12 protein-coding genes are annotated in these 17,445 nt (G+C 69.1%); 6 read left to right on the top strand and 6 right to left on the bottom strand.

The features are described 5' to 3' along the window. Nucleotides 1-218: 218 nt before the first annotated feature. From ACFUNE_RS24340 to ACFUNE_RS24325, 4 genes are all read right to left on the bottom strand, one after another. Entirely contained in the window at nt 219-1,319 is a 1,101-nt protein-coding gene (locus ACFUNE_RS24340; protein ID WP_383571815.1) for an amidohydrolase family protein, read from the bottom strand. A 244-nt stretch (nt 1,320-1,563) separates the two neighbouring features. Beyond that, complete coding sequence (locus ACFUNE_RS24335; RefSeq protein ID WP_383571812.1) at nt 1,564-3,195, bottom strand: FAD-dependent monooxygenase; 1,632 nt, start codon at nt 3,193-3,195, stop codon at nt 1,564-1,566. Then, nucleotides 3,195-4,103 (bottom strand): alpha/beta fold hydrolase, encoded by a 909-nt coding sequence (locus ACFUNE_RS24330; RefSeq protein ID WP_383571809.1) that lies wholly within the window; start codon nt 4,101-4,103, stop codon nt 3,195-3,197. The genes ACFUNE_RS24335 and ACFUNE_RS24330 overlap by 1 nt, the downstream gene beginning before the upstream one ends. A gap of 389 nt (nt 4,104-4,492) precedes the next feature. Then, on the bottom strand, nt 4,493-7,093 hold the full coding sequence (locus ACFUNE_RS24325; protein WP_383571806.1) for a glycoside hydrolase family 97 catalytic domain-containing protein: 2,601 nt from the start codon (nt 7,091-7,093) through the stop codon (nt 4,493-4,495). 630 nt (nt 7,094-7,723) lie between these two features. On the opposite strand from ACFUNE_RS24325, the gene ACFUNE_RS24320 reads away from it, so the two are divergent. The 3 genes from ACFUNE_RS24320 to ACFUNE_RS24310 are packed head-to-tail and all read left to right on the top strand — an operon-like array spanning nt 7,724 to nt 10,907. Then, entirely contained in the window at nt 7,724-9,004 is a 1,281-nt protein-coding gene (locus ACFUNE_RS24320; RefSeq protein ID WP_383572287.1) for an ABC transporter substrate-binding protein, read from the top strand. Next, nucleotides 9,001-10,002 carry a carbohydrate ABC transporter permease gene (locus ACFUNE_RS24315; RefSeq protein ID WP_383571803.1) on the top strand — a complete coding sequence of 334 codons (1,002 nt, stop codon included), beginning with the start codon at nt 9,001-9,003 and terminating at the stop codon, nt 10,000-10,002. Before ACFUNE_RS24320 ends, ACFUNE_RS24315 begins: the two co-directional genes overlap by 4 nt. Continuing rightward, on the top strand, nt 9,999-10,907 hold the full coding sequence (locus ACFUNE_RS24310; RefSeq protein WP_383571800.1) for a carbohydrate ABC transporter permease: 909 nt from the start codon (nt 9,999-10,001) through the stop codon (nt 10,905-10,907). Before ACFUNE_RS24315 ends, ACFUNE_RS24310 begins: the two co-directional genes overlap by 4 nt. A gap of 48 nt (nt 10,908-10,955) precedes the next feature. On the opposite strand, the gene ACFUNE_RS24305 is transcribed toward ACFUNE_RS24310, so the two are convergent. Beyond that, nucleotides 10,956-12,158, bottom strand: coding sequence for a PucR family transcriptional regulator (locus tag ACFUNE_RS24305; RefSeq protein ID WP_383571797.1), 1,203 nt, complete (start codon nt 12,156-12,158; stop codon nt 10,956-10,958). Nucleotides 12,159-12,332: 174 nt separating this feature from the next. On the opposite strand from ACFUNE_RS24305, the gene ACFUNE_RS24300 reads away from it, so the two are divergent. The 3 genes from ACFUNE_RS24300 to ACFUNE_RS24290 are packed head-to-tail and all read left to right on the top strand — an operon-like array spanning nt 12,333 to nt 16,395. Then, nucleotides 12,333-13,673 carry a spinster family MFS transporter gene (locus ACFUNE_RS24300; protein WP_383571794.1) on the top strand — a complete coding sequence of 447 codons (1,341 nt, stop codon included), beginning with the start codon at nt 12,333-12,335 and terminating at the stop codon, nt 13,671-13,673. Next, a complete protein-coding gene (locus ACFUNE_RS24295) occupies nt 13,670-15,226 on the top strand; it encodes a flavin-containing monooxygenase (RefSeq protein WP_383571791.1) in 1,557 nt (518 codons plus the stop codon). The genes ACFUNE_RS24300 and ACFUNE_RS24295 overlap by 4 nt, the downstream gene beginning before the upstream one ends. After that, nucleotides 15,223-16,395, top strand: coding sequence for a zinc-binding dehydrogenase (locus ACFUNE_RS24290; RefSeq protein ID WP_383571788.1), 1,173 nt, complete (start codon nt 15,223-15,225; stop codon nt 16,393-16,395). Before ACFUNE_RS24295 ends, ACFUNE_RS24290 begins: the two co-directional genes overlap by 4 nt. A gap of 93 nt (nt 16,396-16,488) precedes the next feature. On the opposite strand, the gene ACFUNE_RS24285 is transcribed toward ACFUNE_RS24290, so the two are convergent. After that, complete coding sequence (locus ACFUNE_RS24285; RefSeq protein ID WP_383571786.1) at nt 16,489-17,340, bottom strand: FadR/GntR family transcriptional regulator; 852 nt, start codon at nt 17,338-17,340, stop codon at nt 16,489-16,491. Nucleotides 17,341-17,445: the final 105 nt, after the last annotated feature.

Genomic DNA, 17,445 nt, shown 5'->3' with positions numbered 1-17,445 from the left:
TTCGCCGAGTTCGACCCGGTCATCGACCGGAGCACGTGAGCGGGCTCACCCCAGGGCTGTCCCCCCGCTCTCCTGGAACGCTGCCTCTCCGGCCGGGTGGGGTGGAGGGTGGACACCCGTTGCTCGGGCCCTGTCGGCACGGACCGGCTCTACGGCCGCCGACGCACGCCGTTTCCCCGGTCCGAGGCCCCATGGGCCGACGTGTGAAGGTCCACTGGTCAGAGCGCGAGAATGCGTTCGGCGTTGCGGTGGGCGATCTTCTTGCGCTGGGCCGTGGAGAGGTCCGCGTCCCGCAGGAACCCGACGGCCTGAGCGCTCTTCTCGAAGGGGTAGTCGATGGCGAAGAGCACGTTGTCGATGCCCACGGCCCTGATGGCGGCCTGCAGCATGTTGTCGTCCATCACACCGGACGTAGTGATGGCGATGTTGTCGGCGAGGTAGTCGGACGGCTTCTTCTTCAGCGCCACGCGCGTCGTGATGTTCTGGATCTGCACGTCGAGACGGGAGGCGTGGAAAGGAAGGAACTCGCCCATGTGGCCGAGGATGAGCCTGGCTCCCGGGAAGTCGTCGAAGACCCCGCCGAGGATGACGCGCAGGGCGTGTCCCGCCGTCTCGGCCGCCCAGCTGTACAGGGGCCCGACGAGTTCGGGCCGGCCCTGTGTCAGGCCCCAGTCCCCGGACGGGGCTGGAGTGGGATGCAGGTAGAGGGCGGCGCCGAGCTCCTCCAGCGCAGCCCACACCTCTCGGAACTGCGGTTCGTCCAGATAGTGCCCGCAGGTATGGCCGTTGACCAGGAAACCGGCCATGCCGAGATCGCGCATGGCACGTCGGGCTTCCCGCACGGCGGCCTTGGGATCCTGCAGGGGCAGGGCGGCAAGACCGCCGAACCGGGCGGGGTGCGCGGCGATGATGCCGGCCAGTGCGTCGTTGGCGTGCTGGGCGTCCCTCACGGCGATGGCCGCGTCCGGCTGCATCTGCACCCCGGGCGGTGTGAGGGACAGCACCTGCATGGTGACGCCGTTCTCGTCCATGTCGGCGATGCGGTACTCGGTGATGTCCGGCAGCCGCTTCATCCACTGCGCGACGACCTCGGGCTTGAACGGGATGGCGCCGTTCAGTGCCGTGCCCTGAGTGATGAGGCCCGGCAGCATCACCGCTTCCTCGATAGCGATGATCTTCAGACGGGAAGCCGGTTCGGGCCTGCGGGAACGGGCCTGGGCGACGCCCGTGCCCATCAGCGCGGAGGCGCCGCCGATCGCGACTCCCGTCCCCGCTCGGGTGTTCAGGACCCGGCGCCTCGTCCATCCGTGCGTGCTCATGAGTAACTTCTCCTCGGGATAGGGGACTTCGTGTTGTTGTGCTGGGCCTGGCCCTGGGCCTCGTCCGTGCCGGTCGCAGGCCTCGGCTCTTCCGGTACGGGTCCGCCCCGGCCGCGAGGCAGTACCTCGGACAGGGCGCGGCCGGGGCGGGGTCGGGTGGCGGCGCGCAGGCGCCGGACGGCGGGGAGGGAACGCCCGCGTCGATCGAACGGGACCTGCCTGCGGGGCAGGTGTCCCGAGAGCGTCAGGACGGATCCGGTACCGCGCTGTGGGGCGGAAGACCCCTCAGCCTGTCGATGACGGCGAGGCTGTCCTCCGGAGCTTCGTCTCCCAGCCAACCGATCACCTGATCGGGGCGGATCAGAAGGAGGCGGGCCCCCACCAGGTCGGCGTAGTCGTGCCGGGTTCCGTCCAGGTCCACCACGGTGAGCGGAACACCTCGGGAGTGTGCGGCCTCCGCGATGGTCTTCTCCGACGTGCCGTGCCCCAGGACGAGGAGCGTCAGGCCGTCGCCGAGCAGGTCGTACAGGGAGCGGCCGTCATCGAGGAACACGTGGGGCAGGCGGGCACCGGCCCGTACGGCGCTCTCCTGCCCGCCCGCACCGGGGGCGACGACCGGTGAGCCGGCGATGTGAAGACCCAGTACGAGATCGAGCGAGTGGAACTCCGCAGTCTTCGTCTCCTGGATGCGCGCGCCCGCGACGCGACGGGCTTCGTCCCCTGCCGGGCCGGCCTCGTCGAGGTTGTCGGCGAGCAACTCGGTGGAGAGGACCCGCATGTTGTCGGTCGCTTCGCGGATGACGCGTTCCTGCACGGGGCGGCGTTCGCTCTCGTAGCTGTCGAGCAGGGCGCTGCCGCCCCAGCCGGCGAGGACGGCCGCGAGTTTCCAGCCGAGGTCGACCGCGTCTCCGATGCCGGTGTTCAGCCCGTGGCCGCCGAACGGCGGGTTGAGGTGCGCGGCGTCTCCGGCGAGGAACACCCTGCCGTGACTCATCCGGTCGACGATCTGCATCCGCGCGGTCCAGGGGTCGGTCGAGAGGACCGTGGCCCGCACGGGCCGGCCCGCGACACCGTCGATGATCCGACGCGCCTCTCTCTCCCCGGCCTCCCGGTCGACGCCGAACGCGATGCCCCACCAGGTGCCGTTCCGGTCCAGGGGGCCGACCAGCGCCGGGGCCGACGGGTTGACGATCCAGTACTGGACCGCCGGCCCGTGTCGCACGTGGTCCGAGAGCTCGGTGCTCTCGAAGACCATGCCGAAGTTCGGGCGGAGCGCCTCTCCTCCCAGATAGCGGGAGCCGATCTGTTCCCGTACGACGCTGCGCGGGCCGTCGGAACCGATCACGTAGTCCGCGGTGACGACGCTGCTGTTGCCGGAGCCGTCCTCGACGGTCACGGAAACCGAGTCGTCGTTCTGGCGCACGGCGACGACCCGCGAGCCGAGGACGAGCCGGCCGGTGCCGAGCTCGTCGAACGCCTCGCGGAGCACCTCCTCCAGGACGTACTGGGGTGCCTGCTGGCCGATCTCCGGAAAGCGGTCGCCCTCCGGCACGAGCCCGAGTACGCCGGTGAAACGCGACAGCTCCCGGCCGGACAGCGAGGTGCAGAACACGACGTCCTGCGACCAGGAGGTGTGAAGCGGGGCCCGTGCCCTGAGCCGGTCGGCCAGACCCCAGCGACGCAGATGTTCCATGGTGCGGACGTTGAGGGTCTTGCACCGGGGGCGGGCCCTGGACACGGTGCGGCGCGGTTCGACGATCAGGCAGTCGACTCCGCGCCGGCCGAGCTCCATGGCGGCGGACAGGCCGACCGGCCCGCCTCCGGCGACGAGGACCTGGACCCTCGGCGGGAGGGGTTTCTCCTGGACGGATGACATCAGTCCTCGCTCTCGGCCCTCGCCTGTGCCGAGGCCCAGGCCGCACACTCCTCGGCGAAGGCGAGCTGACGCAGGTGCAGCGCGTGGCCGAGTGTGTGGTGGTCGATGCAGTGACCCGTCCCGCGGGCGACACCCGCTTCCACGAAGGGAGCGGCGGTGAACATCTCCGCGAACCGGGCGACGTTCTCGGGGGTGCTTTCCCACAGGGCGTCGAACTCCGCGAGCGCGTTGTGCACAGGAACCCGCACCCGCGGAGCGACGGTGGGCAGGTGCTCCTTCGGCCACGCCGGAGCCTGGATCAACTCCCGTACGGGAACCGGTGCGTAGGAGTCGTGCGCTTGCCGCAGAGCATCGGCTCCGTAGGTGTGTTCCGGCCCGAACATCACCAGGTCCCGCTGGTCGTAAGGCAGGTCCTCGGTCGCGTCCGGGGGAAGGGCACCGAGAGCTTCGGCCGCCCCGCCGTGAGGGATGACGGCACCGATCCCGGTCGCCGAGACGCCGATCAGCGGGAGCTCGTGGGCACGTGCGGCGATCATCAGAGCGATCATGCCGCCGATCGAGTGCCCGACGAGGAACAGGCCCTCGGCCGCGAAGCGTTCGGTCGCCTGCACCAGGGCGTCGCCGAGCAGTTCCACGTGCCGGCCGAAGGTGTTGGAGTCCGGTTCGAGAGCCGTGCTGCCGCCGTAGCCCGGGCGGTCGAAGGCCACCACCCGGTAGTCGGCCGCTGCCGCCGTATCGAGGAAGGAGCCTTGCGGCGTGCCGGCGACGTCGAAGTAGTGCGCCGTGAAGGTGCCGCCGTGCAGGGCGGCGATCAGGGGTTTCCCGCTCGGTTCTGCGGGGCCGGCGGTGAGCGCCGTGATCTTGTGTCCGTCGACCTCGAAGGTCAGAAGGTCGCGTTGTTCGGCCATCTTTGGCCTCCTGCCAGGGTGGGTGCCGGCGTGCCGCACGGAAGAGCTGTGCGCCGATGACAGCGGTGCGCAGTTCGTGGGGAGGGCCGGCCACTTCGAACCGGTGCGCCTGGCGAACCGGTTCGGTCGGTGTCGGCCCTGCGAGCGTAAGCGCTATATGTGATAACAGCAAGGGTGAGGACGCGCGATGTGGTGGACCGGAGGCTCCTTCCGGATCTCTCGTCCCGGAAGGAGCCCCCGCGGCGGGCCGGAGAACGCAACAAGGTGTTCCGGCCGGAAGGGGTGCCCCCGGCGTTCACCGGGGGCACCCCTCGTGGTGTCCCGACACCTCGCGGCTGCGAATGACGTTCCGTCAGTTCCTCGCGGAATCCAGCAGGGAACGGCCGGGATCAGCCACGGGTCCACCTCTGATTGGCGGCGCCGTTGCACGGCCAGATGATGGCCTGGGTGCCGTTCACCGTGCCGGCGTCGTAGGCGTCCAGGCACTTGCCGGACGCCACGTTGACGATCGAGCCGCTGGACATGACACGCCAGCTCTGGCCGGCCGAGTTGTTGCAGTCCGTGATCACGACGGCGCTTCCGTCGGCGGTCGCCCCGCCGGCGACGTCGAGGCACTCGGTGGGGTAGATCCTGAGCTGGTTGGACGCCGTGGAGGTCCAGGTCTGGTTGGCGCCTCCGTTGCAGTCCCACAGTGCCGGCCGTGTGCCGTTACCGGTCTCGTTGTTGGGCACGTCGAGGCATCGGGCCGAGGCCTGCCCCTTGACGGGGCCGGGCGCGGCGGCGCGTGCCCACTTCTGGTGGGCGCCGCCGTCACAGCCGCGGATCACCAGTGCCGTGCCGTTGGCCGTACCGTGGTCCCGGGCGGTCAGGCACTTTCCGGAGGCGGGGTTGACCACGGTCCCGTCGGTGCCCACGGTCCACTGCTGGGCGCCGCTGTTGTTGCAGTCCCAGATCTGCACCACCGCCCCGTCGGCGGTCGCCCCGCCGTCGACGTCCAGGCACTTGCCGGCGAACACGGTGAGCTGCCGGGAAGGGGTCTGCGTCCAGAGCTGGTTGGCGTCGCCGTTGCAGTCCCAGAGCTTGACGTCCGTCCCGTTGGTCTGCGCGCTGCCGGGCACGTCGACGCAGAGTCCGGCTTCCTGGCCCTTGAGCACTCCGTCGTAGTCGGACGACCCGCAGGTCGTCATTCCGGCGGTGTAGGGGCACAGGACGGATGCGAAGCCGCCGTTGCGCGGCATCGCCACGGACAGGGTGTCTGTCGCGGAGACCACGCGGGTCTCCCGCAGGAGCGGGCCGGGGCCGTCACGTACGGTCTCCAGCAGGTACCGGCCGCTGCCGAGGAAGCTCAGCGGTGACTGGAACGTCTTGGCGGGGAGGGCCGATATGCCGCCGACGTACCACTTGCCGCCCGCCCGGCGGGCCATGTACGTCTCCTGGCCGGGCGCACCGGCGAGGAGCCTCGTCTCGTCCCAGGCGGTCGGGAGCTGGTCGAGGATGCGCAGTGCCTCGGGCCGGGACTGGTAGCTCTCGGGGTTGTCCGCGTAGTGCTGCCATCCGGACTCGAACACCACTGCGGTCGCCAGCTCATGGCCGTCGGTGGTGTCCCGGTTGCTCAGGCTGAAGACGACGGGGGTGAAGTCCATGCTGGAGACGACGTTGCGGGTGAACGGGAGCACCGTGTTGCGTGCGGCGCGGTTGTTCTGCTGTTCCGCACCGTAGACAGCTTCTCCGGTCATGACGTGCGGCCAGGTGCGCTGCATCCCGCGTGCCGTGGCGGCTCCGTGGAAGTTGACCAGCAGTTCGAGTTCGGCAGTCCGGGCGAGCACCGTGTCGTACCACTTCAACGTGGGCTGCGTGTATTCGTAGCTGAAGTCGATCTTCACCCCGGCGACGCCCCAGCTCTTGACGAGCGGCAGCCATCTCTCGCGCTGTTCGGCCGTCTGGAGGGCGGAGGAGTTGAACCAGGCGATCACCTTGACGCCGTGCGCCTCGGCGTAGTCCACGAGATCCGGCATCCAGCTCGACTGCCAGCCCTCGTCGACCAGGACGTAGTCCCAGCCGTGGTGCTGGGCGAAGTCGATGTACTCGCGCTGCCGGGCGGGGTCGGAAGGGCTGGAGTGCTCGGTCAGCCAGGACCAGGCGGAGGCCCCCGGCTCGATCCACGAGGTGTCGCTCACCTTGGACGCCGGGGCGAGGTCGTCGACGAGCGTGGACGTGGTGACGGTCGCGAGGTCACCGACGGCGGCGGTGCGCCACGGGGTCGAGAGGGGCAGCGTCGTGGTGACGGGCGCATCGGTGAGCGTGGTGGAGTAGGTTCCCGATCCTGCCTGGTGCGTCAGCCGGCTGCCGGCGTAGCGTCCGTCGAGGTCGGTCTCGGCCAGCAGGGCGTAGTTCGATCCGACCTTGAAGAGCGCGGGCACGGCGTAGTTGTTCGCCGGGGCCCCGCCCGCTGTCGTGCTGAGCCACTGGCCCTGGTCCTCACGGTGCCCAGGGACGACCCAGGCGTTCGCGGACGTGGGTACCGTCCAGGACGACGCCTCCCTCTCGACCGTCACGCTTCCCGAGCCGGGCAGGGTGTACCGGTAGGCGGCCCCGGTGCTCGACACCCGCACCACGACGTCCAGCCGGGCGCCGCCGGCACCGGTATAGGACAGGGTCGTCTGGGTGTAAGCGGTCTGCTGGGAGCGCTTCTTCCCGGTCGTCATCGTGTACGACTCGGTGACCGTCCGGTCCTGACGGCCGGTGAAGGTCAGGCCTTTGGTGAGGTCGGCGGCAGTGGTGTCGAGGCCGATGGGGGCCGGGCTCAGCACGGCCGCTCCCTGGCGGGACACGGCGAAACTCAACGCGCCCTCGTCGAGGCTGACCTGTGCGGAGACCGGCGAGCCGGCTGTCGGGCCGCCGATCGTCCAGGTCGTGACCGCGGCTGCAGCCGCGTGGGCGGGGACGGCGGGGAGTACTGCGGCGGCCAGAGCAGCCACTAACGCGTACACGGACGGAAGCGAGGTTCGGAACTTCCCTTCGAGCATGTGTCGCATTCCTTCGATGGGGGATAGTGCGGCTCAGTGTGTAGTTGTGTTTGATTGACCGTCAATGCTTCGCACAAGAATGAACATCGGGGCAGGTTGTTCGGCCGCCCCTCTGGTGGGAGCTCCTGTCGGAGTGAATGACCCGCTGGCTCGTTCCGGGAAAGCCCTTTCCGTCAGGGAAGGAATGCGCGATTCGACACCGCCCGGTGCGGCCGGGCAGCTGCGATGACCTGGAGTGTCCGGCAATCGGCTTGCCACGTCGGTGACTTGGGCGCTAAGGGTGCCCTCGGACCGGTGGTGTCGGGTCGTTCCGGCGGGTGCGGTCCGACTGTGCCGGACACCAAAGTTGTTTGTGTTCGGGAACGTTGACGCAGCCACAGGCCGCGCGTAGAACTACGCCTGCGATCGATTGCGTTGCAACTTGGTGGCTTCTGTTGGAACGGTGGGCGCTTTGCAGACGAGGTCTGCATGCCGTATTTCCTGCCGCCGCCACCCCGTCCCTCTCACTCATGCCTTGGAGGCAACATGCCGAATGTCGACCCGGACAATGGTGTCGTCCGTTCCGCCTACACCCGCAGAGGTGTGCTGAGGGGGATGGGCGCCGCCGGACTGACGGTGGCCGCGGGAGGTCTGGTCTCGGCCTGCGCCGACGACTCGGGCTCCGGCGATCCGGAGAACTCGTCGGGCCCCGTGGCCGGCAGCACGGTCACCTTCGGATCGAACTACTCCGATCCCGCGACCAGATCGGCGTTCGCCGCGCTCACCGATTCCGCGACGGCATCGACCAAGGTGAAAGTCAAGATCAACACTGTTGATCACAACTCCTTCCAGCAGAACATCACCAGCTACCTGCAGGGCACACCGGACGACCTCTTCACCTGGTTCGCCGGTTACCGCATGCAGTACTTCGCGGCCCAAGGGCTCGCCGAGCCGATCGACGACGTGTGGGAGAAGATCGGCGCCAACTTCGGCCCCGTCGCCAAGCAGCTCTCCACCGGGCTGGACGGCCACCAGTACTTCGTGCCCCTCTACAACTACCCGTGGGTCGTCTTCTACAAGAAGAGCCTGTTCAAGAGGAACGGCTACACCGTCCCGACCACCTGGGACGCGTACCTGGCGCTGTGCAGGAAGATGAAGACCGACGGTCTCGTCCCCATCGCGTTCGGCGACAAGGACGGCTGGCCGGCGCTCGGCACGTTCGACATCCTCAACATGCGGCTGAACGGCTACGACTTCCACGTCAAGCTGATGAAGCACGAGATCCCGTGGACCGATCAAGGCGTGAACAACGTCTTCCAGCACTGGGCCGAGATGATGCCGTACGTGCAGAGCGGCGCCAACGGCCGCATCTGGCAGGACGCGGCCAAGGCGCTGGCCGCAGGGCAGGCCGGGATGATGTTCCAGGGGACCAACCAGGTGGCCGCGCAGTTCGTCAGCGACAAGGCGGACCTGGACGACCTGGACTTCTTCCCCTTCCCCGCGATCAACTCCAAGTGGGGCCAGGACTACATGGACGCCCCCACCGACGGCTTCATGCTGAGCAGGAAGGCCAGGAACCCCGCTGCGGCGAAGGCACTCCTCGAGTACATCGGCACCGGGGCGGCCGAGGCCGAGTACCTCAAGACCGACCAGTGGGACGTCGGCCTCGCCAAGGGCCTGGCGGTGCCCAGCTACAACGCCATCCAGAAGAAGTCCGTGGAGGAGATCGGCAGGTGCAAGGCCGTCGCCCAGTTCATGGACCGGGACGCCGACCCCGCCATGGCCACCGCGATGATCTCCGTCATCCAGAAGTTCATCGACGACCCCAGCACCGGGAACATCTCCGCGCTGCAGAAGAGCGCCGAGTCCCAGGCGAAGGCGATCTACACCGGATGAGCACCCTGACCCGCACACGCCCGTCACCCGCGCCGCCGGGCCCGCCGGCCCCCCGGCGGAAGCGGTCCCTCCGGCATCTGGACGCCCGTGACCGCCTCGTCGGCGCCCTGCTCCTCTGCATTCCTCTGCTGCTCAGCGTGGCGTTCGTGTGGCTCCCCGCGCTCGGCACGGTGCTGCTGTCGTTCACGCGGTGGAACGGCGTCGGCGATCTGCGTACCGAGGCCTGCGACCCGGCACTGCCCTCGATCCTGAACAACGGGTGTGTCAACGGCGTACAGAACTACCACCAGGCCGCCACCAACTACCCGGAGTTCTGGCCCGCGGTCCAGCACAACTTCATGTGGCTGGCGGTGTTCGTGGTCATCGCCACACCGCTCGGGATGCTGTTCGCGGTGGTGATCGACCGGGGCGTCAGCGGCAGCCGCATGTACCAGAGCATCCTGTTCCTGCCGGTCATGCTCTCGCTGGCGCTGGTCGGCATCATCTGGGAGTTCATGTACTCCCAGGACTACGGCGTGATCAACACCGTCATCGGACGCGCCGGTGACAGTGATGCCGTCGACTGGCTCGGTGACCCGGACCTGAACCTCTGGGCCGTTCTCCTGGAGGCGACCTGGCGGCAGGCGGGGTATGTGATGGTCCTCTACCTGGCGGGCCTGAAAGCCGTCGACCCGACCCTCCGGGAGGCTGCCCGGATGGACGGTGCGAACGCCTGGCAGACGTTCTGGCGGGTCGTCTTCCCCACGATGAAACCGATCAACGTCGTCATCATGGTCATCACCGTCATCGAGTCGCTGCGCGCCTTCGACCTCGTCTACATCACCAACAAGGGCATCAACGGACTGGAGCTGCTGTCGGTCCTGGTCACCTCCAACATCGTCGGTGAGACCCAGCGGGTCGGCTTCGGCTCCGCCCTGGGCGTCGTCCTCCTCCTGATCTCACTGGTGCCGATCTCGCTCTTCCTCCATCAGACCTTCCGCAAGGAGGAGACACAGTGAGTTCCCAGACGCTGCCGGCGGCCGCGGCACCGGCGAGCGGATTCCGCGTGGTGCGCCCGCGGGGGCAGATCCTCTCCCAGGTCTTCCTGGTCACCGCGTCCGTGCTGTGGCTGCTTCCGCTCCTGTTCGCGCTGTACGTCGCCGTCCGCCCGTACTCCGACACCCGTAAGCACGGATACGTCTCGCTGCCGCACGATCTGACGCTGAGCAACTTCAGTGACGCGTGGTCCCAGGCGAACATGGGCCGGTTCTTCTGGAACTCGATCCTGATCACGGTGCCGGCGGTCGTCATCGTGCTGTTGCTGGCCGCCGGTGCGGCCTTCGTCCTCACCCGTGTGAACGTGAAGATCAATGTGGCCCTGCTCATCCTGTTCACGGCCGGGAACCTGCTGCCCCAGCAGGTCATCATCACCCCGCTGTTCCGGATGTACCTGAAGATCCCGCTTCCCTCGTTCCTCGCGGACAGCGGCCTGATGTACAACTCGGCCTTCGGGCTCATCACCATCAACGTGGCGTTCCAGCTGGGGTTCTGCGTCTTCGTGCTGAGCAACTACATGAAGTCGGTTCCCGGCGAGATGTACGAAGCGGCGCTGGTGGACGGAGCGAGCCTGTGGACCCGTTTCTGGACCCTCACGGTCCCACTGTGCCGGCCCGCCCTGGCCGCGCTGGCCACACTGCTGACGACCTGGATCTACAACGACTTCTTCTGGGCCATCACGCTGATGTCATCCGGCGACAAGCGTCCGGTGACCTCCGCTCTGGCCAACCTCCAGGGGCAGTTCGTGAGCAACCAGAACCTCATCGCGGCCGGCGCCATGATCGCCGCGATTCCCACCCTGGTGGTCTACGTCCTGCTCCAGAAGCAGTTCATCGCAGGGCTGTCCCTCGGATCGAGCAAGGGGTGAGCAGCGGGCGGTCCGGCGCGGGGCCGGGCCGTCCCGGCCGGCGCCGGTTCAGTGGCGCCGGCGGTTGAGCAACCACCACGTGGTCACGAGGTCCTCGGTGCGGTGCAGGTCCAGTCCGGTGAGCTCCTGGAAGCGGTTCACCCGGTACCGGACGGTGTTGGGGTGCACGGAGAGCCGCTGGGCGACTTCCCGCACGTCCTGGTCGCATTCGAGGTAGGCCCGGGTGGTCTCCTCGATCTCGCCGCTCGAACGCCCCGTGGCGTCGAGCGCTGCCAGGTGGCGTGCGCAGAGGCCTTCGGCGACGCGTGCGTCGGCGAGTACGAGGGGGCGGGGTCCGAGGCCGGACAGACGCACGAGGCCGGACATGGCGAACCGGCGTGCGGTCTCCAGCGCCAGCACCGCTTCCTGGAATCCCGTGTGAAGCTGATCGAGGGGGAGTGGGGGGCAGACGGCGACCAGGTGCTCCGTGACCTCCTCGGGTGACTTGGGGGCGACGATCCCGAGGACTGCCCCGACCTGGGCGAGCAGGAGGCGGTCGGCGGGCACGCGGAGGGCGGAGGCGATCGTGCGACGGACCGAGTCCGCGTCCTCGGTGGTCCCGGCCCGCGCGGCGAGGGCCACGTGGTGGGTCTGGGGCGAGAGCCCGAAGAGGTGGGCGTCGCGCTGGATCCGCTCGCCGGGGAGGGTCCCGCTGAGCACGCCGTTCGCGAAGGCCGAGCGGCGTTCCGCATCGAAGTGGGCGCGTTCCAGGGCGAGATCGTGCTGGACCCGGGCGAACACCGCGCACGCTTCGTTGGAGAACTCCCAGGTGCTGTCGTGGGCTGCGAGCAGAAGGTCGGGAGACAGGCCCACTTCGGCCGCGATCTCGTCCAGGAGGGTGAGCAGTTCCCGGGAACCCAACTGGTAGCCGACGGCGAGTATGTCGAGGGGAAGTCCTTTGGCGGCACGCTCGGCGGCGAACTCGCCGAGCATGTCGCGCAGCGCCGCGTCGGGGACACGCAGGGAGGAGAGCTCGGAGACGAGGATGTCCATGAACCGCCGCGCGGAGCTGCGGATGTCGTCGTCCGTGAGCACCGCGTAGCCCGGGACGTGCCGGCGCACCAGTGCCAGGAAGCGGTTCGCGAAGACGTCGTGCAGTGTGCGCAGGCGTGCGACGGCGGCGACCACCGCGGCGCGGGCCGGGTCGTCGAGGGCGGCGAGGTCAGGCATCCGCCGACGTGCCGGCCAGGTGGTGGGGGCCTCTTGGTCCATGGCGGCAGCCTATCGGTCCATTTTGTGCTGGGGAACAAAGTTGTCGCGATGATGCTATTGCGGTGTCCGTAGATCACAGGGAAGAGCACGGCCACACTGTGGCGACGCTCGTGGTGACCTTGTTCCGGCTGCCATATCGGGCTCTCCCTCTTCGACGGCGAAGGGATCTCCCCCGTGGCACGATTCATCGCGAAGTCATCAGGCCGCCCGCCCGGACCTCGGTCACCGGCGGGTCATGTACTGGCTCTGCTGTTCATCGGCAACCTGCTCAACTTCTACGACCGGGCTCTGCCGTCCGTCGTGCTGGAGCAGATCAAGGACGAGTTCGCCCTCGACGACACACAGGTCGGCATCCTCTCCTCGGCGTTCGTGCTCGTCGCGGCAGTCGCGGGTGTTCCGCTCGGGCGCCTGGCCGACCGGATCCCGCGTCCGGCGGTCGCGGGCTGGGGTCTGTTCGTGTGGAGCGCCTTCACGGCGGCCGGCGGACTGCTGACCAGCTTCTGGGGGTTCTTCGCCTCGCGGGTGGGCGTGGGCATCGGTGAGTCCAGTTACGCGCCGGCCACCGGATCCCTGCTGTCGGACCTCTATCCGGCCGAGCGCCGGGCCAGGGCACATTCCCTGTTCATGCTCGGCTTCCCGATCGGTACCCTGCTCGCCTTCCTCACCGCCGGCGGGCTCACCGTCGCCTTCGGCAGCTGGCGGGCCCCGTTCCTCGTCGCGGCGGTGCCCGGCCTCGTCGTCGCCTTCTTCGTACTGCGTATCCGTGAGCCCGCGCGCGGCGCAGCCGATCCGGCGCGCCCTGGCGCCCCCACCCCGCCTGCGGACCGCGGAGAGTCCCTCCTCTCGCTGCTGAAGGCGCGTTCCATGTACGGGATGCTGCTCGCGTTCGCCGGGTACAACTTCGCGGCGTACGCGATCGGCACCTTCCTCACCCCCGTCCTGCAGCGCTACTACGGCCTCTCCCTCGTCGACGCCGGCCTGCTGGGTGGCGTCGTCGTCGGTGTCACCGGACTGGTCGGCCTGCTCGCGGGAGGCCGGGTGCTCGACCGGGCTGCCAGGAGATCGCCCGAGGCACGCGTCCGGGCGGCTGCCCTCAGCCTCGTCGGTGCCGCGGTGTTCTCCTTCGCCGGACTGGTCGCCGGCAGGGGCGCGCTGTGGCAGCTGGTGGTGTTCCTGAGCCTGGGATACCTGCTCGGCATCGTCTACCTGGCCGCCGCGGTGCCCGTGGTCTCCGACGTCATCCCGCCGGAGCGGCGTTCCGGTGCGCTGGGCCTGATGTTCGCCGCCGGCTACCTGCTCGGCGGAGCCGGTGGACCGGTCTTCGTCGGAATTCTCTCGGACTCGCTTGCCGCGGGTTCCGCGTCAGCCGCGGAGGCGTCCGCACACGGCCTTCGCACGGCACTGATGATCGCCGTTCCCGTGGCCTTCGCGGTCGCGGCGACCGGCATGTTCCTGGCGGCGCGGCACGTCCGGGCGGACCGCCACTCGATGCTCTCCCGGGAGGCCACGGCATGACACGCGCGGACACCACCAGTACGAGCGAACAGGAAGGGGCGGCCCCCGTGATCCGACACGTACGGGTCCTCGTCGTGGGCAGCGGATTCTCCGGAATCGGTCTGGGGCGGGCCCTGAAGGAGTCGCGGTTCACCGACTTCCTCATCTTCGAGCGGTCGTCCGACGTCGGAGGCGTCTGGCACTCGAACAGCTACCCCGGCTGCCGGTGCGACGTTCCGTCCCACCTGTACTCGTTCTCCTACGCACCCAACCCCGACTGGTCCTCGACATACTCCCCGCAGCCGGAGATCCAGGCGTACCTGGGGCGTTGCCTCGACCGCTTCGGTCTGCGGCCGCACCTGCGCACAGGGGTCGACGTGGAGGAGGCTCGGTGGGACGAGGACGCACAGCTCTGGCATGTCACCACGAGCACAGGGCCGTGGACGGCGCAGATTCTCGTCAGCGCCGTGGGCCCGTTGACCGAACCAAGGATCCCCGACGTGCCGGGCCTGGACCGCTTCCGCGGGAAGATCATGCATTCGGCGCGCTGGGACCACGACCACGACCTGACCGATGAGCGCGTGGCGTCGATCGGCACGGGCGCCTCCGCGATCCAGTACGTCCCCGAGACGGCCGACAGGGTCGGCAGGCTGTACGTGTTCCAGCGCAGCGCCCCGTGGATAACCCCGCACGACGGGCGGGCGGTCACCGACGCCGAACGCGAGCTGTTCCGGGCCCGGCCCTGGCGCCAGAGAGCCGAGCGCGCCAAGGTGTACGCCGCCAAGGAACTGCTGGTCCTCGGCTTCGCCAAGCAGCCGAAGCTCATGCGCATGATCGAACGCCTGGCGCGCCGGCACCTGGAGCGGCAGGTGGAGGACCGGTCGCTGCGCCGCGCCCTCACCCCTGACTTCACGCTCGGCTGCAAACGCGTCGTACCCTCGAACGCCTGGTATCCCGCCCTCCAGAAGCCGAACGTCGAGCTCGTGCCCCGGGCGCTCAGCGAGATCCGCGAGCACAGCGTGATCGACGCGGACGGCGTCGAGCGGGAGGTCGACACCATCATCTTCGGCACCGGATTCCACGTCACCGACATCCCGTTCGCCGACAGGGTGCGCGGCCGTGACGGCCGGCTGATGAGCTCCGCGTGGGCGGGATCGCCGCGTGCCTACCTGGGGGTGTCCGTCCCCGGTTTCCCCAACTTCTTCATGTTCCTCGGACCCAACTCCGGTCTGGGACACAGCTCGATGGTCTACATGATCGAAGCCCAGGCGGAGCACGTGAAGAACGCGATCCGTGCACTCGACGTCTCCGGTTCGACGTCCATCGAGGTGGACCGCCGGACGCACGACGCCTACAACGCCGACCTCGACCGCAGGCTGGCGAGATCCGTGTGGGAGCTGGGCGGCTGTCGGACCTTCTACCGGGACGCCAATGGACGCAACGCCACCATCTATCCCGACTGGACCTTCCGGTTCCGCCGCCGCGCGGTCCGCTGGAATCCGGACGACTACCGTCTCGCCACGGGGCCGCACACCACGGACGTGCGGACAAGCGCGATCTCGGACCGCGCATGAAGGCCACGAGTCTGACCCATGGGCAGTTGGAAGTGGTCGACCTGCCGACGCCGCGCCCCGGAGCGGGCCAGCTGCTGGTCGAGGTCGGGCGCTGCGGCATCTGCGGCTCGGACCTGCACTGCCGCCTGCACGCGGATCAATTGGCCGATGCGCTGGAGCTGTGCGGTTACCCCCGGTACGTCCGTTCCGGACTGAGCGTGGTGCTCGGCCACGAGATCTACGGTGAGGTCGTCGACCACGGACCGTGGGATGCCAGGAGGATCAGGCCCGGCACGCCGGTCGTCAGCGTCCCGCTGGTGCGACGGGGCCGGCAGGTGGACGGTGTCGGCCTGTCCGCGCACGCCCCGGGCGGGTACGCCGAATACGTCGTCGTACAGGAAGCGCTGACGCTTCCGGTGCCGAACGGGCTGCCCGCGGACCTCGCCGTGCTCACCGAACCCATGGCGGTCGCCTGGCACGCGGTGAACCGCGGAGAGGTGACCCGCGGGGACGTCGCGATCGTCCTCGGCTGCGGCCCGGTGGGCCTCGCGGTCATCTCCGTGCTCAAGGCCCGGGGCGTAGGCACCGTGATAGCGAGCGACTACTCCGGGGGCCGCCGGACGCTCGCGGAGAGGTGCGGTGCCGACCTCGTGGTCGACCCCGCCGTCGAGTCGCCCTGGGAGGGAGCCGCCGCCGGGCACGGATTCATGACCACCATGCCCGACGAGTACAACGCGGGGATCGACGCCATGGAAGGCCTGGCCCGGCTGCCGGTGCCCTGGTGGACGGCCTGGCGCGCGCTGGAAGCGCTGGGTACGACCCGCCCCGCCCACCCGGTGGTCTTCGAGTGCGTCGGGGTGCCCGGCATGATCGACGGCGTACTGGCCGCGGCGCCACTGCACTCGCGAGTCGTCGTCGTCGGGGTGTGCATGGGGCCCGACACGATCCGGCCCTCGCTCGCGGTGAACAAGGAACTCGACCTCCGATTCGCCGTCGGTTACACGCCGCTGGAGTTCCGGGACACCCTCCACGCACTCGCCCGGGGCACCCTGAACGCCTCCCACCTCGTCACCGGCCGGGTGGGACTGGCGGGCGTCGCGGCCGCGTTCACCACCCTGGCCGATCCCGAGGACCACGCCAAAATCCTCATCGACCCGTCACTCGACACGGACGTGGTCCTGAAGCGGTGAACCGCATGCCGCCGGTCTTCCCCACCGGCGGCATGCGCGGCGACCACGGTCGTCCGCGCCGATGCGACTCCCGGCCGTTGCCGGAGCGCCCGGTCAGCCGTGCGCGGCGGAGTCCTCGGCGGCCTGGGCGGTGGTGTTGTGCTCGTGGATGAGCCGCAGCGCCTCGTCACGGTCCCGCCGGTCCAGGGCCTCGACCAGGTCGCGGTGCAGCTCGTGCCGGAGCGCGATGTACTCGCCCAGAGGCTGGTCACCGGTCGGCAGCACGGAGAGTGTGTGGCCCTCGATCAGGTCGAGCAGATTGGTGTACAGGGAGCTGAGCAGGGCGTTCGGGCTGATTGCCGCGATGGCCGCGTGCAGGCGCCAGTTGGCATGGACGAACGAGACGGGATCCGCCGCGTCCGCGGCCTGTCCCATGGCGGAGATGTGGCGACGCAGCTCAGCGATGTCGGCCGGCGAGGCGTGCCAGAGGGCGTCCTCGACCAGGAGCGGCTCGAGGGCGTCGCGGATGCGCACGGCGTCGGCGACGTCGTTCGCCTGCGCGTCAAGAGCGAGGACGGAGTTGCCGAGGCGGACCATGGGGGACTGCTCGGCGCTGAACAGTCCGCCACCCGGCCCGGGCTTGACGGTGACCAGCCCCCGCGTCTGCAGCAGCCGCAGGGCCTCGTTGAACGTGCCCACGGACACTCCGCACAGCGTCCGGAGTTCTTCCTTGGTGCCCAGCCGGGATGCCGGAGGCACCGCGTCGATCAGTTCCGTGACCTTCTCCGCCGCGAGTTCGGCGCGCCCGGAGGGCGTCTGCCGGAGCGAGCTCTCGAGTCCGGTACGAACGCGCGGCGGACCGTCCGCCAGGAGCCTGCTGCGACGCATGTCGGCCCCGTCCCGGCCGCCGGCCCGGGCTGCTTCGGGGCCGCTGCGCCGGGCCGCTCCATCAGGGGTGACACTCACTTCGTCTCCTCGACTCGACATATTCATCATGCTCAATTTGCTCGACCCTCTTGACGCCCTGGTTCACCCGGGCGCAACATCAGGGTAATCATCATGCTGAATTGC

Origin of the sequence: Streptomyces sp. NPDC057287, from assembly GCF_042667905.1 — a bacterium.
In the GTDB taxonomy this organism is placed as follows: domain Bacteria; phylum Actinomycetota; class Actinomycetes; order Streptomycetales; family Streptomycetaceae; genus Streptomyces.
This window is presented reverse-complemented; position numbering and strand designations above follow the sequence as displayed.

Excerpts from the sequence above, each read along its gene's own strand:
- ACFUNE_RS24315 (WP_383571803.1), top strand. The coding sequence starts at position 9,001 with ATGAGCACCCTGACCCGCACACGCCCGTCACCCGCGCCGCCGGGCCCG.
- ACFUNE_RS24335 (WP_383571812.1), bottom strand. The coding sequence starts at position 3,195 with ATGTCATCCGTCCAGGAGAAACCCCTCCCGCCGAGGGTCCAGGTCCTC.
- ACFUNE_RS24330 (WP_383571809.1), bottom strand. The coding sequence starts at position 4,103 with ATGGCCGAACAACGCGACCTTCTGACCTTCGAGGTCGACGGACACAAG.
- ACFUNE_RS24320 (WP_383572287.1), top strand. The coding sequence starts at position 7,724 with ATGGGCGCCGCCGGACTGACGGTGGCCGCGGGAGGTCTGGTCTCGGCC.
- ACFUNE_RS24340 (WP_383571815.1), bottom strand. The coding sequence starts at position 1,319 with ATGAGCACGCACGGATGGACGAGGCGCCGGGTCCTGAACACCCGAGCG.
- ACFUNE_RS24290 (WP_383571788.1), top strand. The coding sequence starts at position 15,223 with ATGAAGGCCACGAGTCTGACCCATGGGCAGTTGGAAGTGGTCGACCTG.
- ACFUNE_RS24295 (WP_383571791.1), top strand. The coding sequence starts at position 13,670 with ATGACACGCGCGGACACCACCAGTACGAGCGAACAGGAAGGGGCGGCC.
- ACFUNE_RS24305 (WP_383571797.1), bottom strand. The coding sequence starts at position 12,158 with ATGGACCAAGAGGCCCCCACCACCTGGCCGGCACGTCGGCGGATGCCT.